At 69.9% G+C, this 23,249-nt stretch carries 21 protein-coding genes; 6 read left to right on the forward strand and 15 right to left on the reverse strand.

Annotation, left to right across the window (positions count from 1 at the left end; all coding sequences use genetic code 11):
- Nucleotides 1–240: 240 nt before the first annotated feature.
- The 8 genes from V6S85_RS24440 to V6S85_RS24475 form a co-directional block, all read right to left on the reverse strand.
- Nucleotides 241–1,164: an acetyl-CoA carboxylase carboxyltransferase subunit beta gene (locus V6S85_RS24440; RefSeq protein WP_101716057.1), complete on the reverse strand. Its 924-nt coding sequence runs from the start codon at nt 1,162–1,164 to the stop codon at nt 241–243.
- Between the two features lie 12 nt (nt 1,165–1,176).
- Complete coding sequence (gene trpA, locus V6S85_RS24445) at nt 1,177–2,004, reverse strand: tryptophan synthase subunit alpha (protein ID WP_116569113.1); 828 nt, start codon at nt 2,002–2,004, stop codon at nt 1,177–1,179.
- A 23-nt stretch (nt 2,005–2,027) separates the two neighbouring features.
- Nucleotides 2,028–3,248, reverse strand: a complete 1,221-nt coding sequence (gene trpB / locus V6S85_RS24450) for a tryptophan synthase subunit beta (RefSeq protein WP_165828994.1) — start codon at nt 3,246–3,248, stop codon at nt 2,028–2,030.
- 17 nt (nt 3,249–3,265) lie between these two features.
- Nucleotides 3,266–3,910 carry a phosphoribosylanthranilate isomerase gene (locus tag V6S85_RS24455; protein WP_334350568.1) on the reverse strand — a complete coding sequence of 215 codons (645 nt, stop codon included), beginning with the start codon at nt 3,908–3,910 and terminating at the stop codon, nt 3,266–3,268.
- Between the two features lie 62 nt (nt 3,911–3,972).
- Nucleotides 3,973–4,242 carry an usg protein gene (locus V6S85_RS24460; RefSeq protein WP_101714085.1) on the reverse strand — a complete coding sequence of 90 codons (270 nt, stop codon included), beginning with the start codon at nt 4,240–4,242 and terminating at the stop codon, nt 3,973–3,975.
- A 283-nt stretch (nt 4,243–4,525) separates the two neighbouring features.
- Nucleotides 4,526–5,290 (reverse strand): 3-oxoacyl-ACP reductase, encoded by a 765-nt coding sequence (locus tag V6S85_RS24465; protein ID WP_116569116.1) that lies wholly within the window; start codon nt 5,288–5,290, stop codon nt 4,526–4,528.
- 36 nt (nt 5,291–5,326) lie between these two features.
- Nucleotides 5,327–6,748 carry a sensor histidine kinase gene (locus V6S85_RS24470; protein WP_334350569.1) on the reverse strand — a complete coding sequence of 474 codons (1,422 nt, stop codon included), beginning with the start codon at nt 6,746–6,748 and terminating at the stop codon, nt 5,327–5,329.
- A gap of 290 nt (nt 6,749–7,038) precedes the next feature.
- Nucleotides 7,039–9,321, reverse strand: a complete 2,283-nt coding sequence (locus V6S85_RS24475; RefSeq protein ID WP_116569118.1) for an NADP-dependent malic enzyme — start codon at nt 9,319–9,321, stop codon at nt 7,039–7,041.
- A gap of 260 nt (nt 9,322–9,581) precedes the next feature.
- On the opposite strand from V6S85_RS24475, the gene dapB reads away from it, so the two are divergent.
- Nucleotides 9,582–10,364 carry a 4-hydroxy-tetrahydrodipicolinate reductase gene (dapB, locus tag V6S85_RS24480; RefSeq protein ID WP_334350570.1) on the forward strand — a complete coding sequence of 261 codons (783 nt, stop codon included), beginning with the start codon at nt 9,582–9,584 and terminating at the stop codon, nt 10,362–10,364.
- A 7-nt stretch (nt 10,365–10,371) separates the two neighbouring features.
- Here the strand turns inward: dapB and V6S85_RS24485 are convergent, their stop codons facing one another.
- Genes V6S85_RS24485 through V6S85_RS24500 form a run of 4 tightly spaced genes read right to left on the reverse strand, consistent with a single transcriptional unit; the run spans nt 10,372 to nt 13,245 of the window.
- On the reverse strand, nt 10,372–11,601 hold the full coding sequence (locus V6S85_RS24485; RefSeq protein ID WP_334350571.1) for a hypothetical protein: 1,230 nt from the start codon (nt 11,599–11,601) through the stop codon (nt 10,372–10,374).
- A gap of 8 nt (nt 11,602–11,609) precedes the next feature.
- Entirely contained in the window at nt 11,610–12,266 is a 657-nt protein-coding gene (locus tag V6S85_RS24490; RefSeq protein WP_334350572.1) for a hypothetical protein, read from the reverse strand.
- Nucleotides 12,257–12,853, reverse strand: coding sequence for a hypothetical protein (locus tag V6S85_RS24495; RefSeq protein ID WP_334350573.1), 597 nt, complete (start codon nt 12,851–12,853; stop codon nt 12,257–12,259). Before V6S85_RS24495 ends, V6S85_RS24490 begins: the two co-directional genes overlap by 10 nt.
- Nucleotides 12,853–13,245, reverse strand: coding sequence for a peptidoglycan-binding domain-containing protein (locus tag V6S85_RS24500; RefSeq protein WP_207780785.1), 393 nt, complete (start codon nt 13,243–13,245; stop codon nt 12,853–12,855). Before V6S85_RS24500 ends, V6S85_RS24495 begins: the two co-directional genes overlap by 1 nt.
- A 230-nt stretch (nt 13,246–13,475) precedes the next feature.
- Between V6S85_RS24500 and V6S85_RS24505 the strand changes: the two genes are divergently transcribed.
- Genes V6S85_RS24505 through V6S85_RS24515 form a run of 3 tightly spaced genes read left to right on the forward strand, consistent with a single transcriptional unit; the run spans nt 13,476 to nt 17,328 of the window.
- Nucleotides 13,476–16,742 (forward strand): intermembrane phospholipid transport protein YdbH family protein, encoded by a 3,267-nt coding sequence (locus V6S85_RS24505; RefSeq protein ID WP_334350574.1) that lies wholly within the window; start codon nt 13,476–13,478, stop codon nt 16,740–16,742.
- Between the two features lie 35 nt (nt 16,743–16,777).
- Complete coding sequence (locus tag V6S85_RS24510) at nt 16,778–16,957, forward strand: YnbE family lipoprotein (protein ID WP_058349385.1); 180 nt, start codon at nt 16,778–16,780, stop codon at nt 16,955–16,957.
- A gap of 14 nt (nt 16,958–16,971) precedes the next feature.
- Entirely contained in the window at nt 16,972–17,328 is a 357-nt protein-coding gene (locus tag V6S85_RS24515) for a YdbL family protein (protein WP_116569124.1), read from the forward strand.
- A 258-nt stretch (nt 17,329–17,586) separates the two neighbouring features.
- Here the strand turns inward: V6S85_RS24515 and V6S85_RS24520 are convergent, their stop codons facing one another.
- Nucleotides 17,587–19,368, reverse strand: coding sequence for a vWA domain-containing protein (locus tag V6S85_RS24520; protein WP_334350575.1), 1,782 nt, complete (start codon nt 19,366–19,368; stop codon nt 17,587–17,589).
- A gap of 240 nt (nt 19,369–19,608) precedes the next feature.
- Complete coding sequence (locus V6S85_RS24530; protein WP_101716045.1) at nt 19,609–20,391, reverse strand: SDR family NAD(P)-dependent oxidoreductase; 783 nt, start codon at nt 20,389–20,391, stop codon at nt 19,609–19,611.
- Between the two features lie 55 nt (nt 20,392–20,446).
- Here V6S85_RS24530 and V6S85_RS24535 point away from each other — a divergent pair, with 55 nt between their 5' ends.
- Nucleotides 20,447–20,869, forward strand: a complete 423-nt coding sequence (locus V6S85_RS24535) for a YkvA family protein (RefSeq protein WP_116569127.1) — start codon at nt 20,447–20,449, stop codon at nt 20,867–20,869.
- The gene (locus tag V6S85_RS24540; RefSeq protein WP_334350576.1) at nt 20,862–21,494 is read left to right on the forward strand and encodes a lysoplasmalogenase; all 633 of its coding nucleotides are present in this window, start codon (nt 20,862–20,864) and stop codon (nt 21,492–21,494) included. Before V6S85_RS24535 ends, V6S85_RS24540 begins: the two co-directional genes overlap by 8 nt.
- 113 nt (nt 21,495–21,607) lie before the next feature.
- Here V6S85_RS24540 and V6S85_RS24545 read toward each other — a convergent pair whose 3' ends face one another.
- Nucleotides 21,608–22,969 (reverse strand): glutamate--cysteine ligase, encoded by a 1,362-nt coding sequence (locus tag V6S85_RS24545; protein ID WP_334350577.1) that lies wholly within the window; start codon nt 22,967–22,969, stop codon nt 21,608–21,610.
- Nucleotides 22,970–23,249 lie beyond the last annotated feature (280 nt).

Below are 23,249 nucleotides of genomic sequence, written 5' to 3' on the forward strand. Positions count from 1 at the left end.
GGACATCGCCGCTTCGAGAACGACGTTATCCTACTGTAGGCATGGGAATTGGATGGGCTCAAGCCGCCTTGCGGCGGGGGGGGGCCGGCCCCCCCCCCCCCCCCCCCCCCCCGGGGGGGGGGGGGGGGGGGGGGGCGGGGCGGGGGGGGGGGGGGGGCGCCCCGGGACGGAGTGCGGCGGTCGCCCCCTCCACCGCTTCGCGGTCCCCCTCCCCCGTTTCACGGGGGAGGAACTTCAGGTTCAAGCCGCCTTGCGACGGCCAAGCATCAGGGTGCCGAGGACCGAGCCGAGGGTGGACGGCAGGTCCTTGCGGGCGGTGACGCGGTCGACCATGCCCTTTTCGACGAGGTACTCCGAACGCTGGAAGCCCGGCGGCAGGGTCTCGCGGATGGTCTGCTCGATGACGCGCGGACCGGCGAAGCCGATCAGGGCGCCCGGCTCGGCCAGGTGAACATCGCCCAGCATGGCGTAGGAGGCGGTGACGCCGCCGGTGGTCGGGTCGGTGAGGACCACGACATAGGGCAGGGCCGCGTCGTTCAGCTCGTTGATGGCCAGGGTGGTGCGGGCCATCTGCATCAAGGAGAGGGCGCCTTCCTGCATGCGCGCGCCGCCGGCGGCGGTGAAGGCGACCAGCGGGACCTGGCGGGCCAGGGCGGCCTTGGCGGCGGCGATGAAGCCTTCACCGGCGGCCATGCCGAGCGAGCCGCCCATGAAGGCGAAGTCCTGCACCAGAACGACCGCGTCGACGCCGGCGATCTTGCCGTAACCGATGGCCATGGCGTCCTGCTCGCCGGTGCTCTTGCGAGCGGCGGCCAGGCGATCCTTGTAGGGCTTGCCGTCCGAGAACTTCAGCGGGTCCTCGACCACCGACGGGGTCGGCAGGGCCTCGTACTGGCCGTCGTCGAAGGTGAACTTGAAGCGCGCCTCGGGACCGATGCGCATGTGGCGTCCGGCCGGCGTGACCCACAGGGCCGCCTCCAGGTCGGAGCGGTAGATCATCTCGCCCGTGTCGGGGCATTTGACCCAGAGGTTCTCGGGCGTTTCGCGCTTGGCGAACGCACCGCGCACGCCGGGGGCGATACGCGACAGCCAGCCGCCTCGGCGGTCGGTCGAGCTCTTGGTCTTGTCGCCCTTCTTGGGGCCTTGGGGTTCAGCCATCGCCATAGCCTTACAGCCTCACACCGTCTCTTGTCGCGCGGATCGCACAGCCTTAGCCAGCTCCGACGCCTTGGAAAGAACCTTTTGGGTCACGTTTTCGTTCAGCTTGCCGGCTGATTCAATCTCATCCACCAACGCCGAGCCCACGACGGCCGCGTCGGCGACGCGGGCCACCTCGGCGGCGCGCTCGGCCGTGCGGATGCCAAAGCCAACCGCCACAGGCAGTTGCGCGGCCGCGCGCAGGCGCTCGACGGCCGGGGCCACGGCATCCGCGTCGGCTTCCTTGACGCCGGTCACGCCGGCCACCGACACGTAGTAGACGAAGCCCGAGGTGCGACGCACGACGGTCGGCAGGCGCTTTTCGTCGGTCGTCGGCGAGGCGAGGCGAATCAGCGAGATCCCTTCGGCCTCCAGCGCGTCGCTCAGCGGATCGGCTTCTTCCGGCGGGCAGTCGACGACGATCAGGCCGTCGACGCCGGCCTGCGCGGCGGCCTTGGCGAACGCTTCGAAGCCCTTGTTCACCAGCGGGTTCAGATAGCCCATCAGGATCAGCGGGGTGTCCTGGTCGCCTTCGCGGAAGGCGCGGGCCAGCTCCAGCGTGCCGTTCAGGGTCATCTTGCCGGCCAGGGCGCGCTGGCTGGCGCGCTGGATGGTCGGGCCCTCGGCCATCGGGTCCGAGAACGGGAAGCCCAGCTCGATCAGGTCGGCGCCGGCGGCCGGCAGGCCCTTGAGGATCTCGAGCGCGGTGGCCGCGTCCGGGTCGCCGGCCATCACATAGGCGACGAAGCCGGCGCGGTTTTCAGCCTTCAGCGCCGCGAAACGGCGGTCGATGCGGTCTTTGGTCATGGAAGCCTTCAGATCGCCAGAGCTTAGATCGAGCGCCCGAGCGCGTCGGCCACGGTGAAGATGTCCTTGTCGCCACGGCCCGACAGGCACATGACGATCACGCCGCCCTCGCCGATCTCCTTGGCCAGCTGCGGCAGCTTGGCGATGGCGTGGGCGCTTTCCAGCGCGGGGATGATGCCCTCGAGCTCGGCGCACAGCTGGAAGGCCTTCAGCGCCTCGTCGTCGGTGCAGGTCAGGTACTGGGCCCGGCCGATGTCGTGCAGGAACGAGTGCTCCGGGCCGATGCCCGGATAGTCGAGACCGGCGCTGATCGAGTGGGCGTCGAGGATCTGGCCGTCGTCGTCCTGCAGCAGGTAGGTGCGATTGCCGTGCAGCACGCCCGGACGCCCGCCGGTCAGCGAGGCGGCGTGCTTGTCGGTGTCCAGGCCGTGGCCCGAGGCTTCCACACCGTAGATCTTCACGCTCTCGTCGCCGAGGAACGGGTGGAACATGCCGATGGCGTTGCTGCCGCCGCCCACGCAGGCGACGACGGCGTCGGGAAGGCGGCCTTCCAGTTCCTGGATCTGCTCGCGGGTTTCATTGCCGATCACCGCCTGGAAATCTCGGACCATGGCCGGATAGGGGTGCGGGCCGGCGGCGGTGCCGATCAGGTAGTAGGTGTCGTGGACGTTGGTGACCCAGTCGCGCATGGCCTCGTTCATGGCGTCCTTGAGGGTCGCGGCCCCCGAGGTCACCGGGCGCACTTCGGCGCCCAGGAGGTTCATGCGGAAGACGTTGGGCTTCTGCCGGGCGACGTCGACGGCGCCCATGTAGACGATGCAGGGCAGGCCGAAGCGCGCCGACACGGTGGCCGAGGCGACGCCGTGCTGGCCCGCGCCCGTCTCGGCGATGATCCGGGTCTTGCCCATGCGCTGGGCAAGCAGGATCTGGCCCATGCAGTTGTTGATCTTGTGCGCGCCGGTGTGGTTCAGCTCTTCGCGCTTGAAATAGATCTTGGCGCCGCCGAGGTGGCGGGTCAGGCGCTCGGCGAAATAGAGCGGGCTGGGGCGGCCGACATAGTGGGTCAGGTAGCCGCGCAGCTCTGCCTGGAAGGCCGGATCGTTCTTGGCTTCCTGGTAGGCCTTGTCCAGCTCGAGCACGAGCGGCATCAGGGTTTCGGCCACGTACAGGCCGCCGAACTCGCCGAAGCGCCCCTTGGCGTCGGGATAGGCGGACCAGTCATTGGGCTTGGCAGGAGCGTTCACGGGCGTTTCCAGTTAGGTCAGGCGCGTTTGACGGCGTCGAGAAACGCCGTGATCAGAGCCGGGTCCTTTAGGCCCGGACCGCGTTCCACGCCAGAGGAAACGTCCACCAGCGGGGCCCCGGAGGCGGCCACGGCGGCGCCCACGTTCCAGGGATCGAGGCCGCCCGCGAGGAAATGCGGGCGAGAAAATCGCCGGCCTTGCAGCAGGCTCCAGTCGAACCTTGCGCCGGTGCCGCCGGGCAGGGCGGATCCTTCCACCGGCCGGGCGTCGAAAAGAAACTGCTCGGCCACGGTCTCGTAAGCCTTGGCCTGGTCGACGTCGGCCGAGGTGGAGACCGAGAAAGCCTTGATGACGCCGACGCCGCTGCGCTGGGCGATCTCGCGCACGCGACTGGGGGTCTCCTTGCCGTGCACCTGGATCAGGTCTGGGCGCATGGTGGCCATCAGCCGGTCGATCAGGGCGTCGTCGGGGTCGACGGTCACGGCCACGGTCTGCACGCCGCGGCCGCGCACCGGTTCCACGAGACGGGCTGCGGTCTCGGGCTCGACGTTGCGGGGGCTCCTGGCGAAGAAGACGAAGCCGAGATAGGCCGCGCCGCCGTCGAAGGCGGTCTTCACCGTCTCCGGCGTCGAGAGCCCGCAGATCTTGGCCTTGGTGGTCATCGGGGGGAGTTACGGTGGGGAAGTCGCCAGCGCAACCCCCGCCGGGTTGCACTGGCCTCGGTTCACTGGAGAGTGAAGACCCCGTTGACCGCCTTCCATTCGGCCGGACCGATCAGCCGGTCGTGGGCCACCTGCACCGAGTGCAGCACCCCGTCGAGCTCGCGGCTCCAGAAGTCTAGGAAGCCCTTCAGGGTGGGGAACCTGGGGGCCAGATCGTACTCCTGCCAGACATAGAGCTGAAGCAGGTGCGGGTGGTCGGGCAGGTGGTAGCAGATGTTGGCCGTGGTCAGGCCGTAGCCCAGCATCTGCAGCTCGAACGCGCGGGAAGTCATCGAAGCACTCCGACAACGGCTAAGCGTCACCGGAAAAGCGTCCGCCTACGGGGCGAGTCGCTCAAGAGGGCAGGGCGTCGCAGGGGGCGAATTCCCTCCCTCTGTTTCTACTCCCGTCATTCCCGCCCTTGTGGCGGGAACTCCTCTTTCAGCCGCAAGTGCGGGAGGGGCGGACCGCCGGCGGTCCGCCTGCGCTGCACGTGCAAGCGGACCCAGGGTTTCCCGCCACGAGGGCGGGAATGACGGGCTCTTATAGGGCGGGAATGACGGGCTCTTATAAAGATCAGTCCCGCACCAGCCCGCCATCCACCACCAGGTTCTGCCCCGTCACGGCCCGCGCCCAGGGGCTGGCGAAGAACAGCACCGCGTCGGCGAACTCGGCCGGCGTCGTGACCGAGCGCAGCGGGGTCATGCCGGCGATCAGGTCGAAGACCGGCTCGGGCGTGGCGGCGCTGGCCCCGGTGACGCGCAGCAGGCCGCCGGAGACCATGTTGACGGTGATGCCGGCGGGGCCCAGGTCGCCGCAGGCCGTGCGGGTCAGCGACAGCAGGGCGGCCTTGACGGCCGTGTAGTCGTGATAGGGCACGACTGGGTTCTGGAAGAGGTTGGTGCCGACATTGATGACGCGGCCGAAACCGGCGTCGGCCATGTCGGGGGCGGCGGCCTGGATGACGTTCAGCGCGCCCTTCAGCACGGTGAGGTTCTGCTTCTCGAAGTCCTCCCAGGCGATGCTGGCCAGGTGCGCGCGGGCGTCGCCGTTGAAGCTGTAGTCCAGGGCGTTGTTGACCACGGTGGTCACGGGGCCGCCGAAGGCCTGCTTGGCGGCGGCCAGCATGGCCTCGACGGCGGCGCGGTCGGCGACATCGGCCTGGACGGCGATGGCGCGCCCGGGCCCGCCCAGCTCGGCGGCCAGAGCCTCGGCGGCGTCCTTGCTGGCGCGGTAGTTGACGACGACGCGGGCCCCCTGGCGGGAGAAGGCGCGGGCGATCTCGGCCCCCAGGCCACGGCCGGCGCCGGTGACGAGGACGATCTGGTCGGACAGCTGCATAGATGGAGACTCCTAGAACTCGGCCCAGCCGCGCTCTTAGCGCCGTTCGTCCAGGCTGGCGACGACGCCGAGCTCGGGCGAGGGCGGGGTGGGCAGGGGCGCGACGGCTTCGAGCCGGCAGACCAGGCCCTCCTCGCGCCACTCCATCCTGACCTGGCCGCGCAGCTCGCCGCGCAGGCTGCGCTCGATCAGCCGCGAGCCGAAGCCGCGCCGGGTGGGCGGCGCCTCGACCCTGGGGCCGCCGGTCTCGGTCCAGGTCAGCGACAGGGCGCGGCTGGCCTGGTCGAAGCTCCAGGCCACGGCCACCGAGCCGTCCAGATTGGACAGCGCCCCGTACTTCAGGGCGTTGGTGGCCAGTTCGTGGAACACCAGCGACATGGTCAGCGCCCCGCCCGGCGGCAGGAAGCACGGCGGCCCGGCCACCGACACCCGGCCGGCCGCGGCGGTGAACGGCGCCAGCGCCCTCTGCGCCACTTCGCACAGGTCCGCGCCATGCCAGCTCTCGCGGGTCAGCACGTCGTGGGCCAGCGACAGGCCAAGCAGCCGCAGTTCGAACTTTTCGAAGGCGGTGACGGGGTCTGGCTCGTTGCGCAGGGTCTGGGCGGCCATCGACTGGACGGTGGCCAGGGTGTTCTTCACGCGGTGGTTCAGCTCGTTGATCAGCAGGCGCAGCTGGCCCTGGTGGCGCTCCTGCTCGGCCTCGACCGCCTTGCGGGCGGTGATGTCGGCGATGATCGCCACCAGATAGGCCAGGCCCCCGCGCGGCTGCACCTTGGAGACGTTCAGGCGGATCCACAGCAGATCGCCGTCGCCGGCGATCAGGCGGCGCTCGGCGGCGTAGGTGTCGAGCCGGCCAGCCAGCAGGGCCCGCACGTGGGCTTGCGCGCCCGGCAGGTCCTGCGGCGCGATCAGCTCGGCGGCGTTGCCGGCCGCCAGGGTCTCGCGGGTGCGGCGGGTGATGGCGCAGAAGCGGTCGTTGACCTCGAGGAACACCCCGCGCGGCGAGATCCGCGCCACGCCCATGGCCGCCTGTTCGAACACCGCCTTGTAGCGGGCCTCGGCCGCCTCCAGCCGCAGGCGGGCCTCGACGGCGGCGGTGACCACCTCGGTATAGAGAACGAGGCCCCCGACCGCGCCCTCGTCGGTGCGCCAGGGAGCCATCGACCAGCGGATCCACTCGACCCGGCCGTGGCGGTCGACATAGCGGTCGCCGCCGTCCTCGCGCAGCTCGACCCCCTCGTTCAGCACCCGCGCGTGCAGGTCGCGCCAGTAGCGGGGGATCTCGGGGAACACCTCGTAGTGCACGCGCCCCAGCAGCGGCAGATCGGCCGGCAGGCCCTGGTCGGTCAGGTACTGGGCCGAGTGGGCGAGATACCGCATCGACCGGTCGAAGATGGCGATCCCCATCGGCGCGTGCATCAGCGCCGTGGTCAGGCTGGGAGAGACCGTATCGATCATCGGTCCGGGCGGTCTCCGAGAGGAGCAGGCGACGGGAGCGATATCATGGCCCCGTTCGCGCATGAGGTGAAAGGGCCAATTCTCGCGTCGCGGCCCGGATGCTCCCCCTGAAGGGGGAGCTGTCGCGGAGCGACTGAGGGGGAAGGGATTGCTGATATGGGGGATGCACCGACCTCATCAGGCACTTCCCCCTCCGGCCCTCCGGGCCACCTCCCCCTTCAGGGGGAGGATCTTGGCGCGCCGGCAGACACCGTAACCCCTCCCCCTCCCTCCGGGAGAGGGTTTGGGGGCTACGCCCCCGCCTCCACCGGCTGGTCGTAAGCCGCCATCATCGCCATGTTGAGGATCTTCGACACCGAGGCGCCCAGCGGGCAGATCTGCACCGACTTCGAAAGCCCCAGCAGCACCGGCCCGATCACCGTGGCGCCGCCCAGCGACTGGACGAGCTTGGTCGAGATCGAGGCGGCGTGGATGGCCGGCATGATCAGGATGTTGGCGCTGTCGGTCAGGCGCATGAACGGGTAGGCGAGGCGCTTTTCGGGGTCGAGGGCCAGTTCGGGGGGCATTTCGCCCTCGTATTCGAACTCGACGCCCATCTCGTCCAGCGTGGCCACGGCCTGGCGCACCTTGTCGGAGCGCTCGCCCATGGGGTTGCCGAACGTGGAGTAGCTCATGAAGGCCACGCGCGGCTTGAAGCCCAGGCGGGTGACGGCCGAGGCGGCCTCGCAGGCGATCTCGACCAGCTCGTCGGCGTCGGGCAATTCGGTGACGTTGGTGTCGGCCACGAAGATGGTGCGGCCCTTGGCCAGCACCACCGACATGCCCATGATCCGGCCGCCGGGCGCGGGGTCTACGACGCGCAGAACCTCGTCGAGCGCCTGGTCGAAGCTGCGGGTGACGCCGGTGACCATGCCGTCGGCCTCGCCCATCGTCACCATCGAGGCGGCGAAGCTGTTGCGGTCCTGGTTGATCAGGCGCTGGACGTCGCGCTTGAGGAAGCCCTGGCGCTGGAGCCGGGCGTAGAGGGCGTCGACATAGTCGGGATTGCGGTCGGAAAGGCGCGCGTTGTGGATCTCGATGCCGGCGGTCTCGGGATCCAGGCCCACGAGCTTCATGTTCTCGTGCACCAGGTTCTCGCGGCCGCAGAGGATGGCCTTGCCGTAGCCGCCGGTCTGGAAGGCGTAGGCGGCGCGGATCACGGACGGCTCTTCACCCTCGGCGAAGACGATGCGCTTGGGCTTGGCCAGCACCGAGCCGGCGATCTTCTGCAGGAAGCCGGCGGTCGGGTCGAGGCGCTGGGCCAGGCTCTGGCGATAGGCCTCCATGTCGGCGATCGGCTTGCGGGCCACGCCCGTGTCCATGGCCGCCTGGGCCACGAACGGCGGCACGTACCAGATCAGGCGCGGGTCGAAGGCCGAGGGGATGATGTAGTCGGGGCCGAACTTCAGCTGGCGGCCGTGATAGGCGGCGGCCACCTCGTCGGGCACGTCCTCGCGGGCCAGCATCGCCAGGGCCTGGGCGCAGGCGATCTTCATCTCGTGATTGACGCGGCGGGCGCGCACGTCCAGCGCGCCGCGGAAGATGTAGGGAAAGCCCAGGACGTTGTTGACCTGGTTGGGATAGTCGCTGCGGCCCGTGCCCATGATCGCGTCGGGACGCACGCGGTGCACCTCTTCCGGCGTGATCTCGGGATCCGGATTGGCCATGGCGAAGATCACTGGATTGGGCGCCATGCTGGCGATCATCTCCGGCGTGAACGCGCCCTTGGCCGACAGGCCGAGCAGCACGTCGGCGCCCTGGACGGCTTCGGCGAGTGTCCTTTTGTCGGTGTCGACGGCGTGGGCGCTCTTCCACTGGTTCATGCCGTCGGTGCGGCCGCGATAGAGCACGCCCTTGCTGTCGCAGGCGATGACGTTCTCGGGGCGCACGCCCATGGCCTTGATCAGGTCCATCGAGGCGATGCCGGCCGCGCCGGGGCCGTTCAGCACCACCTTGATGTCGGCCAGGTTCTTGCCGGTGATGTGGCAGGCGTTGATCAGGCCGGCGGCGCAGATGATGGCGGTGCCGTGCTGGTCGTCATGGAACACCGGGATGTCGAGCAGCTCCTGCAGCTCGGTCTCGATGCGGAAGCACTCGGGGCTCTTGATGTCTTCCAGGTTGATGCCGCCGAAGGTGACGCCGATGTTCTTGACGACGGTGATGATCTCGTCGGCGTCCTTCGTGGTGACCTCGATGTCGATGGAGTCGACGTCGGCGAAGCGCTTGAAGAGGACGCTCTTGCCTTCCATCACCGGCTTGGAGGCCAGGGCCCCCAGGTCGCCCAGGCCCAGGATCGCCGTGCCGTTGGAGATCACCGCCACGAGGTTGCCCTTGGAGGTGTACTCGTAGGCCATGTCGGGATCGGCGGCGATGGCGTGCACCGGCACGGCCACGCCGGGCGAGTAGGCGAGCGACAGGTCACGCTGGGTCGCCATCGGCTTGGTGGGGGTGACCGCCAGCTTTCCCGGCTGGGGATAGCGGTGGAAGGCCAGGGCCTCCGCGTCGGTGAAGGTCTTGCGTTCCGCGTCGCTCATGGCGGCGTTTCCTGTCCTGCGTAGCCAGTTGAAATGGACCCGCCGAACGATGCGACGCGTCCTTATGCACAGACCAGCCTAGCGACGGGGGATCGGCGCTACAACCGGACAATATCAAATGGTACCGGTACAAACGCTTGTTGGGCAAAGGTTTGCGGGTTCGTGCTCGCTCCCGCTACGGAAGCTCGCCGGATAAATCCGTTGACCCCGGAGAGGGGGTGGGCGACGAGGCGCGGCGCAAGTTTCGTGGAGAAAACCCCGTGTCCCAGTCCCCCGTTCGGATCGCCGTCGCCGGAGCCCTGGGCCGCATGGGCAAGGCCGTGGCCGCCACCCTCGAAGGCCGCGCCGACGCGACCGCCGTGGCCCGTTTCGACCGTCCGGGCGCGGAAGGCGAGGGGCTGATGGCGCTGGAAAGCGCTTTGGCCCAGGCCCAGGCGATCATCGACTTCACCATCCCCGAGGCGTCGGTGGCCCTGGCCGAGACCATCGCCCAGGCGGGCGGCGGGATCGCGCTGGTGATCGGCTCGACCGGCTTCACGGCCGAGCAGGACGCGCGCCTGGAGAAGGCGGCCCAGAAGGTGACCATCGTGCGTTCGGGCAACTTCTCGCTGGGCGTCAACATGCTGATGGGCCTGGTGCGCCAGGCCGCCGCCGCCCTGCCGGCCAGCGACTGGGACATCGAGGTCTTCGAGGCGCATCACAAGCGCAAGATCGACGCGCCTTCGGGCACGGCCCTGATGCTGGGCCAGGCGGCCGCCGAGGGGCGCGGCGTCGTGCTCTCCGAGGTCGAGGACCGCGCCCGCGACGGCGTCACCGGTCCGCGCAAGGAAGGCTCGATCGGCTTTTCGGTGGTGCGCGGCGGCGGCATCATCGGCGAGCACAGCGTGATCTTCGCCGGCGAGAGCGAAAGCCTGACCATCGCCCACTCGGCCATCGACCGGGGCCTGTTCGCGCGCGGCGCGGTGGCCGCCGCCGTGTGGGCGCAAGGCAAGGCGCCGGGGATCTACGACATGCAGCAGGTGCTGGGGTTCAAGGCGGTTTAGGGCCGCGTCACGGCGAGGATGCCGAATTGCGCTGAGGCAGGCGGAACCAGAGCGGAGGCGCGAAGTTCTGCGACCGCAGGATCCGTTCGACGCCCTTCCGCCAGGGATCGTCCCTGTCGAGATAGGCAGCCGTCGCCCTGAAGTGGTGCGCCGCGGCGCCGAGCGCTTCGTCCGACAGCAGCCCGGCGGGCGGGGGCGGTTGATCGCCAATGACGGGACGGGCGGCTTCCAAAGCCAGTGCGCGCCATCGCGCCAGATAATACATCACGGCCGCCTGGTGCAGTTTCAGCGACTCCAGGTTCTGCCCGCGGTAGCGCAGCAGCGCGTTCGGCACGTCGTCGCCTGCCGAGCGGGCCAGGGCGGCGATATGGAGAGCGGCGGCTTCGGAGCGGATGAGCTCGCCGCTGGCCGGGGAGGCCGCGACCCTCTCGAAGAATTCGGCCGCCCTGATGAAGTCGCCGCGATAGTAACAGACCATGCCGCTGGTGAAATCGGCCGGATCCGGCCGGTTTTCAAGCGGAGGAACGTATATCCAGCCGATCTGGTCGTTGCGCTTGAGCTTGACGCGCGACCAGGGGCCGTCGTGCAGTTTCGCCTCCATGCCGCCTTCCACGCGAGGTCCCCGGCAGGGCAGCCTCCTGGCCTGGCAGAGCTGGAGGGCCGAGGGGCTGGAATAGGTTTGCACGCTCCGCTGCGACAGGACGACCGGGGCGAACGAATAGACGCCCTCCGGCAGCATCAGCGACAGCCTGCGGTCCTCGATCTGGATGCTCCACTCGGCCGCGCTCGGGCGGCGTCGTCGCACGGCCTCGTCGGCGATGGTCAGGTTCATGTCGACGACGACCCCGTCGCCATAACGGTGGGCCACGCCCCACAGGACCATCTGCGCGGCCAGCCTCTCGGCGACGTCGTCGGCGGCCTGGGCGGTCGAGACCGTAGGATCTTCCGGATGAGACCAGATCGCCGTGGCCGAGCCGAAGCTCACGCCCGGGGGCGTGGGGGCCCGTCTCAAGGTTCTCCAGACCTGGAGGTTGAACAGCGCGGCGATCTGCACGCCGAGTTCGCCTTCCGGCAGGTTGGGAACCGCGACGAGGACATTGGGTTCGTCGCCAGTCGTCGCGACCACCGCGGTGGAAGGACTTCGGAGGGTCTTCCTGGGCATGGCCTCCCCGGCCGAACCGAAGGTCGGCCAGGCGATCAGGGTGGCGGCCAAGGCCGCAAGAGCGCGAAGGTTCATGGCCGGGCTCAGCACCTTAGGCGGCCAGACTTGGCCAAGGCCTCACTTACGGCGTTGAGCCGCATGCGCTGCAGGTCGATCCCTCGGGCGACGGTCGAGGCCCGCTGGAGCAGGCGGCACGAGGCGGGCGTTCGACCCAGGCGGTGGGCTTCATTGGCCAGGGCGTAGAGCGTCAGGACCGTCAGTGCGTCTTTCTGGGCGGTATAGTCGGCGGTCCTCACCGACTGGTCGATCTGGATGTAGGGCTCTTGCAGGTCGCCCTTGAGGTCGCCCAGATAGACCATGCTGGATACGCGCGTGGCCCCGTTGACGCCGGCCGCGCCGAGCGAATTGGCCACATAGATCGATCGTGTTCCGTGCTGCATGACCCTCAGCTCCGGGAGCGTTGGCGGTTGCGAAACCTCGCTCCTGATCAGCTCGAACCGCGTGGTGGCGAAGCTCGTGGTCGAAGCGTTGCGCACGGCAATGTCGATGTCCCGAGCGAAGACGTCGGTCCAGGTCTTCAGGCCCGAGCGCGAGGCCTCGTCGACCGGCCGGACATGCGCCAGGAACACCGACAGCGGGGTCGAGGCCTGGGCCTGCGCCGGGGCCTGGGGCTGGATCGACATCGCAAGAAGCACGCCGAAAGCGATCAGCGCCGGCTTGAGGCGGGCGTTCAGGGGCATTGGCAGGTCTGGCCCGGCGCGGTGCGCTTCTCGCCTTTGAAGTCGACGATGTTCATGACGATATCGTAGGTGCACTTGCGGCCCTCGATTGGCTTCTGAGGCATCGGCGCCTTGGCGTTGAGCGGGGGAGCGAACTGCATCGCCAGGGACAGCGGCCTTGGGTCGCCCGGTTTCAGCACCATGGGCAGGTCGTCGCGGCGCAGGTGGCGGACCGCCGGCTCGGCCGAGGCGCCGTCGCGCATCGTCACCGTGCCGTCGATGAGCACGGCCGCCCGGTTGCCGGTGTTGGACACGGTGAGCAGGACGTCTTGCCGGGTGCAGACCAGGACGCTGGTCTTCACCGACGATCCTGGGTCCTGCAGCGTGGTCTTGAAGAAGGCCAGCGCCAGGACGAGCACCGGAACCGTCGTGGTGAGCACTGACAGGATCGCGGCGGGGGTCAGCGCCGGCCGAAACTGGTAGCGCAGCTCCTGCCATTGGTTGCACGCGGTGCACAGGACCGAGCCGGGCAGCAGGGGGGAGGCGCAGTATCGGCAGGCCTTGGCTTCGGGCGCGCCGGCCGGCGCGGTTGCGAGCGGCTGCGCCATCAGTTCGTGGGCTCCGGGTCCCTGCCGCTGTAGAGGTCTTGGCAGGGGTTGGGCGTCGGCGACGCCTCCCTGGGGATGCCGAGTTCCGCGAGCAGGGCGTATTGGTCCTGCCAGTCGTCGAGCTCCATTTCGACGCCGAGAAGTTCCTTCATGAAATCGGCGTGCAGGCGATGGTCGGCGACCATGCCGCGCTCCGTGCGGAACGCATCCATCGCGGCCCTGCTCTTGGGGCCAAGCTTGCCGTCGATCGGGCCGCGATAGTAGCCGCGAGCCTTCAGTCGGGCCTGGATGGCTTTCCCGAGCGCCGGGTTCCAGTCCTTGAGACCGATCTTGTCTTGGCAGTCGTGGGCGCTAGCGGTGCTGAAGCCCGGCCCGGCGTCGGATCCCGCCAAGCCCGCGATCAAGAACGCGCACAAGATGGCTGGTCGCCACATTCTCGCCCCCCGACGAATATGTCGCTACAATCTACCTGAGATTGGAAAAAATAAAAACAATCTTTTAAAGGTTGTGTGACGGCGATGACGCGCCCCGCGCCCGCGGGAATATTTCCCAACCGTCGCTTTCCAGACTTTTCTCGAACTGAGGCCTCACAAACGCCACGGCTTGCGGCATGGTGCGGCCGATGGCCGAGCCGCACGCCGACCCCGATTCCGTCAAGAAACCCGCCAAGCCCGCGCGGAGCCCGCGCCTGAGCAAGGCCGCGCTGGCCGATGCGGGGCTGGAGGCGGCGTCGTTCGCCATGATGGCGTTCATCGCCCTGGGCATGTCGGCCTATGCCGGCCGGCGCGAGATCAGCCAGGCGCTGGCCGAAGCGTGGCTGGCCGAGCGCGGCATCGAGGGCCTGATCTCGGTCGAGAGCCTGGATGCGTCCGGCTTCGCCGGCTCGATCCGGCTGGGCCCCAAGAACGATCCCTATTTCTCGGCCAGGCGCATCGAGGTGGCCTACGACCTGCAGGCCCCGTGGTCGGGCGGGCCGTTCGCCATCGACACGCGGGCCGTGCGCATCACCAGCCCGCGCCTGCGGGCGAGCTATGACGGCCAAAAGCTGACCTTCGGCAAGCTGCAGCCGCTGATCGACGAGGCGCTGAAGTCACCCGGCGAGGAGAAGGAAGGCGGGCCGGCCGTGCTGGTCGAGGACGCCCGCGTCACCTTGCAGACCCCGGGGGGCGTGGCCCGGCTGACCGGCGACGCCAGCCTCGACGACGGCCAGCTGCTGCGGCTGGACGCGGCGATCGCGGCCATGCGCTACGCCACCGGCGACCTGCAGGTCGAGCTGCGCGGGGCGATGCTGAAGGCCCGCAAGCGCGGCGACCGGCTGTCGGTGGACGCCCGGGCGCAGATCGACGCCCTCGACGCCGAGCAGGTCGACCTGGAGGGCGCCGACGCCCGGGTCGAGGCCGACGTCGCCTATCCCGACCTCAAGCGGCTGGCGGCCACGGGGCCGGCCGACGTCAAGCTGTCGATCAAGGCCCAGGGCCTTCGGGCCGGCGAGACCAGCCTCGACGACGTCGAGACCCGCCTGACCCTGGCGGGCCTGGTGGCCGGCAACTTCACGCAGGGCGGCGCGGCCGCGCGGCTGTCGGGCCAGGCCCGGGCCGGACGGCTGGTGGCGCCGGGGCTGGAGGCGCGCAGCTTCATCGCCGAACTCGACAGCGACGCCCTGCGAGTGGATTTCGACAAGGCCGGCGCGCGGGTGCTGGGGCCGGCGCGCCTGCGCGGCACGGCCGAGCGGGCGGTGGCCGGCGGCGCGGCCCTGACCCGCACGGCCGTCGACATCAAGTCCAAGACCTTCGTGTTCAGCGCGCCCAAGGGCCGTCCGATGAGCGTGTCGGGTCCGATCCAGGTGGCCGCCGGCGTCGGCCGCGCGGCGCGCGACGGCCTGGGGCTGTCGGCCCTGGTGCTGGACGCCAAGGGGCGCTTCCAGGCGGGCGAGACCCTGAGCCTGACCCTGGCCGGCCGGGCCGGGGCCGACGGGGCGGTGGCCGCCCCCGACGCCGAACGCCTGACCGCCGGCCTGCCCAGCCCCGAATACGCGGCGGCGGCGCGCAAGGCCCTGGCCGACTTCTCGCTCGACGCCGACGACCTGCGACTGGAGATCGGCGAGGGCCGCGTGGCCGCCTTCGCCGGCAAGCCCGTGACCCTGGCGGCGGCCAGCGGCGCCAAGGCGACCCTGACCCCCGGCGGCGGGCGGCTGATGGAAAGCCTGCACGGCGTCTCGCGCGGGGCCGCGACCCTGGCGCTGGGCGGCGGCGGCCTGCCCGAGCTGACCTTGACGGCGAGCGACTGGCGGGCCGATGCGCGGGGTTTCGCCTCGCCCGTCACCCTGGCCGGCAAGCTGGACGTGCCGCCGGCCGAGGGGATCAGCGCCACGATCAAGGGCCAGGCCCGCGCCGCCGGCGGCGTTTTCGATTTCCGCCTCTCCGGCTGCACGCCGGTCACGGTGGCGGCCATCGAGGCGGGCGAGGCCGGCGAGCGGCCGATCCAGGACATCGCGCTCGACCTCTGCCCCGTCGCCGCGCCGCTGGTGCGGGTGGCCAGCGGCCGCTGGGAGGCCCAGGCCCGCTTCGCCAACGGACGCGGGACGATCACGGCCGCCGAAGCCAAGGCCGAGGGCGTGGCCGGGACCTTCGTCGGCGGCGGTCAGGGCTTCGACCGCGCGGAGGTGCGGCTGACCGAAGGGCGGCTGACCGATGCGGCCTCGGCCAGGCGCTTCGAGCCGGTCAAGGCGACGGGGCGGCTCAACCTGGCCTCGGGCGTGTGGAGCGGCGGCGTCGATGTCGGCACCGCCAGCGGTTTCGCCCTGGGCCGCATCGATATCCGCCACGGTGTGGAGAGCGGTCGCGGCTCGGCGCTCATCGACGCCTCGAACATCGTCTTCACCAAGGAGGCGGGCCTGCAGCCGGTGGCGGTCAGCCCGATGGCCGCCTTCGCCAGCGAGGCCGAGGGCAAGGCCAGCTTCAAGGGCCGCTTCGACTGGACCGACAAGGGCGTGACCAGCAGTGGCGAGGTCTCGACGCAGGGGCTCGACTTCCGCGCCAGCCCGCTGGGCTTCGTGGCGACGCTGGCCGGCGACGTGAAGTTCGACAGCCTGGCCCCGCTGACCAGCGCCCCCGACCAGAGCCTGAAGATCACCCGCATCGACTCCATCGTGCCGCTGGAGGCCGTGGGCGCGGTGTTCACCCTGGGCGCCACCTCGCTGAAGGTCAGCGAGGCCAGCCTGACGGCCGCCAAGGGCAAGATCTCGATCGAGCCCGTGGACGTGCCGCTGAACGGCGGCCCGATCAGCGGCGTCATCGTCATCGACGGCCTGGACTTGGGCGAACTGACCGCCGGCTCGACCCTGGCCGAGAAGGTCAAGCTGGACGCGGTGGTCTCGGGCCGCCTGCCGTTCCAGTTCAGCGACAAGGGCTTCAAGCTGCTGGACGGCAAGCTCGCCGCCATCAAGCCCGGCCGCATCTCTATCGCCCGCGAGGCCCTGACCGGCGTCGAGGCCAACCAGGGCGAGAGCGACAGCCCGGGCAACCCCAACAACCAGCCGGCCGCCGACGCGCCGGTCAACGCCATCCAGGACTTCGCCTACCAGGCCATGGAGAACCTGGCCTTCGACACCCTGGAGGCGGGCGTCAGCTCGACGCCGAACGGGCGCCTGGGCATGCTGTTCCATATCAAGGGCGAGCACGATCCGAAGGTGGCCGAGAAGGCCCGGGTGGGCATTCTGGAGCTGATCCGCGGCAAGGCCTTCCAGCGGCGGATCCCGCTGCCGGCCAAGACGCCGGTGGACCTGACCCTCGACACCTCGCTCAATTTCGACGAGCTTCTGGCCGCCTGGGGTCGTCGTTTCGCGGAAGAGACCGAGGAAACACGCCGTTCAGCGCCGGTTCAGCCGTGACCGCGCAACCTAATCCCCGAATTGGAGACAAAGCCATGCACAAGCGCGTCCTGATCGCGACCCTGCTGGCGGCGGGAGGCCTTGCGGCCTGCACCCCGACCGTCCGCGTCAAGGTCGATCCGATCAACATCTACGCCAAGCTGGACGCCGACGTGCGAGTGCGGCTGGACAAGGAAGTCCAGACGCTGATCCAGCAGAACCCGAACCTGTTCTAAGCAAGGAGACCGCCATGATCCGCAAGACGATGACGGTTTTGGCCATCGCCGCCGCCCTGGGCGCGGTCGCCACCGCCCCCGTGATGGCCCAGTCGGCCGCCGCCAAGGCCGCCGTTGATTCCGCCAAGGCCGCCGGCACGGTCGGTGAGCAGGCCGACGGCTTCCTCGGCATCGTGTCGGGCGGCGACGCCGACCTGCGCGCCGCCGTGGCCGAGATCAACACCGGCCGCGCGGCCGTCTACAAGGACACCGCCGCCAAGACCGGCGTCACCGCAGACGCCGCCGGCCAGGCCACCGCCAAGCAGCTCTACGCCCGCCTGGCCGCCGGCCAGTACTGGAAGCCGCTCGGCGGCGGCTGGGTGAAGAAGTAGGTTTTCTCCTCCCCCGTGAAACGGGGGAGGGGGACCGCGAAGCGGTGGAGGGGGCGGCGGCGCGCAGGGCGCTCCGTCCCTCGCCCCCTCCGTCACGGCGCCGATGGCGCCGCGCCACCTCCCCCGTTGCACGGGGGAGGAGCAGTTTCGGCGGAAGCTGAAAACGTCCCCCCTCCGGCCCTACGGGCCACCTCCCCCTTCAGGGGGAGGATCTAAGACGCCGAACCCTCCCGGCCTGGCTGGGAGGGTTTCGTTTTGTCAGTCTCCCTTCACCCCCGCGGCCGCCCGCGTCAGCTGCACGAACTCGGCGCGCAGGCCGTAGGGGTCGTCGCCGCGCGCGCCTTGGGCCAGGGCGGTGACGGCGGGCCAGTCGAAGGTGGGGTCCAGCCACGGGTCGGCGCGCAGCTTCTGGCCGTAGGCGGCGACCGCCACGGCGAAGCGGGTGGCCTCCGGCGCGGCCGCCAGGCTGGCGTAGGCGTCGGCCTTGCCGATCGGGCGCTCGATCAGTTTCGAGACGCTGCCGCCCGGCGGCTTGTACCGCACCTTCAGATAGGCCAGCTCGCCCGCCTTGCCGCCGGCCGCAGCGGGTTTGGCCTCGCCGTAGCGCAGCGGATCCGACGACGGCTTCGCGCCGGCCGGGGTGATCTCGTAGAGCGCGGTGACCGAGGCGCCCGAGCCGACCTCGCCGGCGTCGACCTGGTCGTTGTTGAAGTCCTCGCGGTTCAGGAGGCGCGTCTCGTAGCCGATCAGGCGATACTCGGCGACCTCGCGAGGGTTGAACTCGACCTGGATCTTCACATCGTCGGCGATGGGGAAGAGGTTGCTGGCGAAGTCGTCGCGCAGCAGCTTTCGGGCCTCGCGCAGGCTGTCGACATAGGCCGCGACGCCGTTGCCGTTCTGGGCCAGGGTCTGCATCATCACGTCGTTGTAGTTGCCGCGCCCGAAGCCGTAGACCGACAGATAGACGCCGCTCTTGCGCTGGTCGGCGACCACGTCCTTGAGGCGCGAGGGATCGGCGATCCCGACGTTGAAGTCGCCGTCGGTCAGCAGGATCACGCGATTGACCGCGCCCTTGTCGAAGTTCTGGCGGGCCAGGGCGTAGGCCAGTTCCAGCCCCTGACCGCCGGCGGTCGAGCCGCCCGACTGCAGGGCCTCCAGAGCGCAGCGCATCTTCAGCTTCGAGCGGCCGTCGGTGGGCGCCAGCACGGCCCCGGCCGAGCCGGCATAGGCGACGACAGCCACCCGGTCCTGCGGCCGCAGCTGGTCGATCAGCACGTTCAGGGCCTTCTTGGCCAGGGGCAGGCGGTCGGGCCCGCGCATGGAGCCGGAGGTGTCGACCAGGAAGACGAGGTTCAGCGGCGGCTGGTCGGCGCGGGCCCGCTCGTAGCCCTGCAGGCCGATGTGGACGAGCTTGCGCTGCGCCGACCACGGCGAGGGAACGACCGCGACGGCGGCCCGGAACGGCGTCTCGGCCGAGGCCGGGCGCGGATAGCCGTAGTCGAAGTAGTTGACCAGCTCCTCGACCCGCACGGCGTCGCGCGGCACGGGGCGGCCGTCGTCGAGGAAGCGGCGGACATTGGCGTAGGCGGCGGTGTCGACGTCGATCGAGAAGGTCGAGACCGGCTCGTCGGCCGTGCGCTTGATCGGGTTGGAGGCGGCGTTCGGATAGCGCTCGGTGTCGCGCGGGGCCTGGACCGGGACCGACGGGAGGACGGCGGGGCGCGCAGGGGCGTACCCGAGCGCGCCGACTTCGCTCCGCTCCTTGACCGGCGGGATCGGCAGCGGGGCGTAGGCCACGGGAGGAGGTGGTGGCGGTGGCGGCGGCGGGGGTGGCGGCCCGAGGGTGGCCGTGCGCTTGGTCCGGGCGCCCGAGACGGTCACGCTTTCGCTCGCGTCGACCCGCGTCGCGAAGCCGAGGGCGGCGCAGGCGTCGGCCGTCGGCGCGCCGTCCTGCGGGGGCGGCGGCGTCATCGCGCCGGCCGGCAGGGCGATCAGGATAGACAGCAGGCTGGCGCCGGCGAGGCGGATGGTTCGGTTCATGGGCGCGTTCCCCCCCTCTGGTTGAGGCGATGATTACGCGCGTAATTAAAAAGCGCCAGAGGTTTTCTGAAGGCTCCTCCCCCGCTTGCGGGAGAGGGGGACCGCGAAGCGGTGGAGGGGGCGAGACTGGGCGCCGTGCCCGCCGTCGCCCCCTCCGTCACGGCGCGTATCCGCGCCGCGCCACCTCCCCCGTTGCACGGGGCAGGAGCAAGGAGCGGTCGGCGAAGCCGACTGAACGGCTTACCGCGGGGCCATGCGGATGCCGCCGTCGAGGCGGACGTCCTCGCCGTTGAAGTAGCCGCAGGTGATCATGGTCAGGGCCAGCTGGGCGTATTCGGCCGGGTTGCCCAGGCGCTTGGGGAAGGGCACCGAGGCGGCCAGGGCGTCTTTCACGTTGTCGGGGGCGGCGTTCATCAGCGGGGTGTTGAAGATGCCCGGCAGGATGGTGTTGACGCGGATGCCGTCGTTCATCAGGTCGCGGGCGATCGGCAGGGTCATGCCGATGACGCCGCCCTTGGAGGCCGAATAGGCGGCCTGGCCGATCTGGCCGTCCTCGCCGGCGACGCTGGCGGTGTTGACGATGGCGCCGCGCTCGCCGTCCTGCAGCGGCTCCAGGTCGAGCATGCCCTTGGCCGACTTGGCGATGCAGCGGAAGGTGCCGACCAGGTTGATCTGGATGACGCGGTCGAAGATATCGAGCGGGAAGTGCTTGGTCTCGCCGGTGGCCTTGTCGCGGCTGGCGGTCTTGGCGGCGTTGCCGACGCCGGCGCAGTTGACCAGGATCCGCTCCTGGCCGTGGGCGGCGCGGGCCTTTTCGAAGCCGGCGTCGACGTCGGCGTCGCTGGTGACGTTGACCTTGCAGTAGACGCCCCCGATCTCCTTGGCGACTTCCTCGCCGCGGGCCTCGTTCATGTCGAAGATGGCGACCTTGACGCCCTGGGCGGCAAGGGCCCGGGCGGTGGCTTCGCCGAGGCCCGAGGCGCCGCCGGTGACGACGGCGGCGACGGTGTTGTCGAGTTTCATGGACGTTTCCCCTGGGGTTGCGTTTAATTGGTGTGTTGAGGAGCGGTTTAACCCGATGAGCGCCGACGCCAAACCATCCCCCGACGTCAACACGGGCGTCACGCCCGACGACGTGCTGGATCCGAGGAAGGCGCTCGTGCCGGCCACGGTGCGGGTCAACGAGCAGCGGGTGGCGCGCGGCTTCTGGCCGAAGATCCGCAAGGTGGCCGCCAAGGTGCCGTTCGCCGCCGACGCCCTGTCGCTGTGGTGGTGCGCGCGCGACCCGGAGACGCCCACGGCGGCCAAGGGCATGATGTTCGCGGCCCTGGCCTATTTCGTGCTGCCGACCGACGCCATTCCCGACGTGCTGCCGGCGCTGGGCTTCACCGACGACGCCGCCGTGATCGCCGCCCTGCTGGCCATCGTCGGCAAGAACCTCAAGGCCCGCCACAAGGACGCCGCCCAGGCCTTCCTCGCCAAGCTCTCCAAGGATGACTGACCAGGTTCTGTGGACGATCTGCGGCGTCTGCGCCCTGGCCTACGGCCTGGCGCTGGTGGAACGTCCGCCGTCGTTCCTGCGCACGCTCGTCAAGACGGCGTCCACCGGCGCCCTGGCGGTGCTGGCCTATCTGGAGGGCGGCACGGTCCTGCTGGCCGTGGCCCTGACCCTGTGCGCGCTGGGCGACGCCTTCCTGGCCGGCGATCCCAAGCGCTGGCTGCCGTTCGGCCTGGCGGCGTTCCTGGCCGGGCACGTCGTCTATGTGATCGTCTTCTGGCGCGAGCGCGCGGCGCCCAGCCAGGCCTTCTTCGTGCTGGCCCCGGTCGCGGCCCTGGTCGGCGCGGTGATGCTGCGGCGGCTGTGGGGATCGCTGGGGCCGCTGCGGCCGGCGGTGCTGGCCTATGTGGCGGCGATCCTGGCCATGGTGGTCTCGGCGGCCGCCCTGCCCGCCGTGCGCTGGCCCGCCACGGTCGGGGCCGTGGCCTTCATGGCCTCGGACGCGATCCTGGCCTTCGACCTCTTCAAGAACGCCAAGCTGCTGGGTTCGGCGAAGCTCACGGCCTGGGCCGTGTGGTTCCTCTATATCGGCGGCCAGGTCGGGATCGCGCTGGGGATGCTCAGATAAGATCCTTCTCCCGAAGGGGGAGGTGGCCCGGAGGGGGAAGCCGTTGCTGACGCGCCGCTGAAACTTCCCCCTCAGTCGCTCCGCGACAGCTCCCCCTTCAGGGGGAGCATCTTTTAGTAGGCCCCTTCGTCGAACAGCTTGCCGATGTCGCCGCCCCACGGGCCGTGGAACTTCTCCAGCAGGCGTTCGGCGGGCGTGATCCCGCTGTCGGCGATCTCTTCCAGTTCGCCCAGATAGATCGACTCGTCGAGGAAGCCGCCGTTCAGCTGGCCGCGGGCCTTCAGGCCCTGCTTGGCGATGGCGACGAAGTCCTTGGCCACGTCCTGGACGGTGCGGCCGGCGATCTTGGCCTTCAGGCCCAGGGTCGGCACATCGCGGCGCAGGCCTTCGCGGTCTTCCACCGTCCAGTCCTTGGCCAGGTCCCAGGCGGCGGCGAGCGCGGCGTCGTCGTAGAACACGCCGGTCCACAGGGCGGGCAGGGCGCAGAGGCGGCTCCACGGACCCGCGTCGGCGCCGCGCATTTCCAGGTAGGTCTTCAGGCGGACCTCGGGGAACGCCGTGGTGGCGTGGTCGGCCCAGTCCTTGATGGTGGCGCGCTCGCCGCCGACTTCCTCGATCTTGCCGTCGATGAAGTCGCGGAAGGAGCGGCCGGCCAGGTCGATGTAGCGGTCGCCGCGCTTGGCGAAATACATCGGCACGTCCAGCATGTATTGGGCGTAGCGCTCGAAGCCGAAGCCGTCCTCGAAGACGAACGACAAGAGGCCCGTGCGGTTGGGGTCGGTGTCGGTCCAGACGTTGGCGCGCGCCGAGAGGAAGCCGTTGGGCTTGCCTTCCGTGAACGGAGAATTGGCGAACAGGGCCGTGGCGATCGGCTGCAGGGCCAGGCTCATGCGGAACTTGGCGACCATGTCGGCTTCGCTCTCGAAGTCGAGATTGGCCTGCACCGTGCAGGTGCGCAGCATCATGTCGAGGCCGAGATTGCCGACCTTGGGCATGTAGTTGCGCATGATCACGTACCGGCCCTTGGGCATCACCGGCACGTCCTCGCGCTTCCACTGCGGCGAGAAGCCGACGCCGAGGAAGCCCAGGCCCAGCTCGTCGGCCACGGCCTTGACCTCGTCGAGGTGGCCGCCGGTCTCCTCGCAGATGTCGTGCATGGTCAGCAGCGGAGCGCCCGAAAGCTCGAACTGGCCGCCGGGTTCCAGGCTGACATTGGCGCCGTTGCGCTCGAGGCCGATGATCACATCGCCCTCCATCACCGGCTTCCAGCCGAAGCGCTGCAGGCCCACCAGCAGGGCGTGCACGCCCTTGTCGCCGTAGTAGGGCACCGGCGCGTGGGAACCGAGATAGAAGCCGAACTTCTCGTGCTCGGCGCCGACGCGGAAGGCGGACCTGGGCTTGGAGCCCTTGGCGAAGTAGGCGGTCAGGTCTTCGAGGGTCAGCGGGCGCTGATCCAGGCTGGCGGTGTCGGCCATCGCCGTCTCCCCTAAAATCGAACGCCACAGGAGGGGAGGGGCCCATTTCCCCCCGACCGCCACGACAGGCGTGGAGCGCAGTTGGGCGCTGTCTTAGCCGACCTCAAGGGGGTCCGCTACAATTAGCGTTACCGTTCGGTCTCAACGATCCTCTCCCTGTGGGAGAGGTGTCGGCGAAGCCAACGGAGAGGGGAGCGGTTGTGAGATTGGCCGACGTCTGCGGCGGTTGAAAACGTCCCCCCTCCGGCCCTTCGGGCCACCTCCCCCAGGGGGAGGATCT

This window comes from Caulobacter sp. CCNWLW153 (assembly GCF_036889365.1).
Lineage (GTDB): Bacteria > Pseudomonadota > Alphaproteobacteria > Caulobacterales > Caulobacteraceae > Caulobacter > Caulobacter radicis.

What these genes read in the sequence shown, in the direction of transcription:
- V6S85_RS24440 (WP_101716057.1), bottom strand. Translation starts at nt 1,164, where the DNA reads ATGGCGATGGCTGAACCCCAAGGCCCCAAGAAGGGCGACAAGACCAAG.
- trpA (WP_116569113.1), bottom strand. Translation starts at nt 2,004, where the DNA reads ATGACCAAAGACCGCATCGACCGCCGTTTCGCGGCGCTGAAGGCTGAA.
- V6S85_RS24455 (WP_334350568.1), bottom strand. Translation starts at nt 3,910, where the DNA reads ATGACCACCAAGGCCAAGATCTGCGGGCTCTCGACGCCGGAGACGGTG.
- V6S85_RS24460 (WP_101714085.1), bottom strand. Translation starts at nt 4,242, where the DNA reads ATGACTTCCCGCGCGTTCGAGCTGCAGATGCTGGGCTACGGCCTGACC.
- V6S85_RS24465 (WP_116569116.1), bottom strand. Translation starts at nt 5,290, where the DNA reads ATGCAGCTGTCCGACCAGATCGTCCTCGTCACCGGCGCCGGCCGTGGC.
- V6S85_RS24470 (WP_334350569.1), bottom strand. Translation starts at nt 6,748, where the DNA reads ATGATCGATACGGTCTCTCCCAGCCTGACCACGGCGCTGATGCACGCG.
- V6S85_RS24475 (WP_116569118.1), bottom strand. Translation starts at nt 9,321, where the DNA reads ATGAGCGACGCGGAACGCAAGACCTTCACCGACGCGGAGGCCCTGGCC.
- V6S85_RS24485 (WP_334350571.1), bottom strand. Translation starts at nt 11,601, where the DNA reads ATGAACCTTCGCGCTCTTGCGGCCTTGGCCGCCACCCTGATCGCCTGG.
- V6S85_RS24490 (WP_334350572.1), bottom strand. Translation starts at nt 12,266, where the DNA reads ATGCCCCTGAACGCCCGCCTCAAGCCGGCGCTGATCGCTTTCGGCGTG.
- V6S85_RS24495 (WP_334350573.1), bottom strand. Translation starts at nt 12,853, where the DNA reads ATGGCGCAGCCGCTCGCAACCGCGCCGGCCGGCGCGCCCGAAGCCAAG.
- V6S85_RS24505 (WP_334350574.1), top strand. Translation starts at nt 13,476, where the DNA reads ATGGCCGAGCCGCACGCCGACCCCGATTCCGTCAAGAAACCCGCCAAG.
- V6S85_RS24510 (WP_058349385.1), top strand. Translation starts at nt 16,778, where the DNA reads ATGCACAAGCGCGTCCTGATCGCGACCCTGCTGGCGGCGGGAGGCCTT.
- V6S85_RS24515 (WP_116569124.1), top strand. Translation starts at nt 16,972, where the DNA reads ATGATCCGCAAGACGATGACGGTTTTGGCCATCGCCGCCGCCCTGGGC.
- V6S85_RS24520 (WP_334350575.1), bottom strand. Translation starts at nt 19,368, where the DNA reads ATGAACCGAACCATCCGCCTCGCCGGCGCCAGCCTGCTGTCTATCCTG.
- V6S85_RS24530 (WP_101716045.1), bottom strand. Translation starts at nt 20,391, where the DNA reads ATGAAACTCGACAACACCGTCGCCGCCGTCGTCACCGGCGGCGCCTCG.
- V6S85_RS24535 (WP_116569127.1), top strand. Translation starts at nt 20,447, where the DNA reads ATGAGCGCCGACGCCAAACCATCCCCCGACGTCAACACGGGCGTCACG.
- V6S85_RS24540 (WP_334350576.1), top strand. Translation starts at nt 20,862, where the DNA reads ATGACTGACCAGGTTCTGTGGACGATCTGCGGCGTCTGCGCCCTGGCC.
- V6S85_RS24545 (WP_334350577.1), bottom strand. Translation starts at nt 22,969, where the DNA reads ATGGCCGACACCGCCAGCCTGGATCAGCGCCCGCTGACCCTCGAAGAC.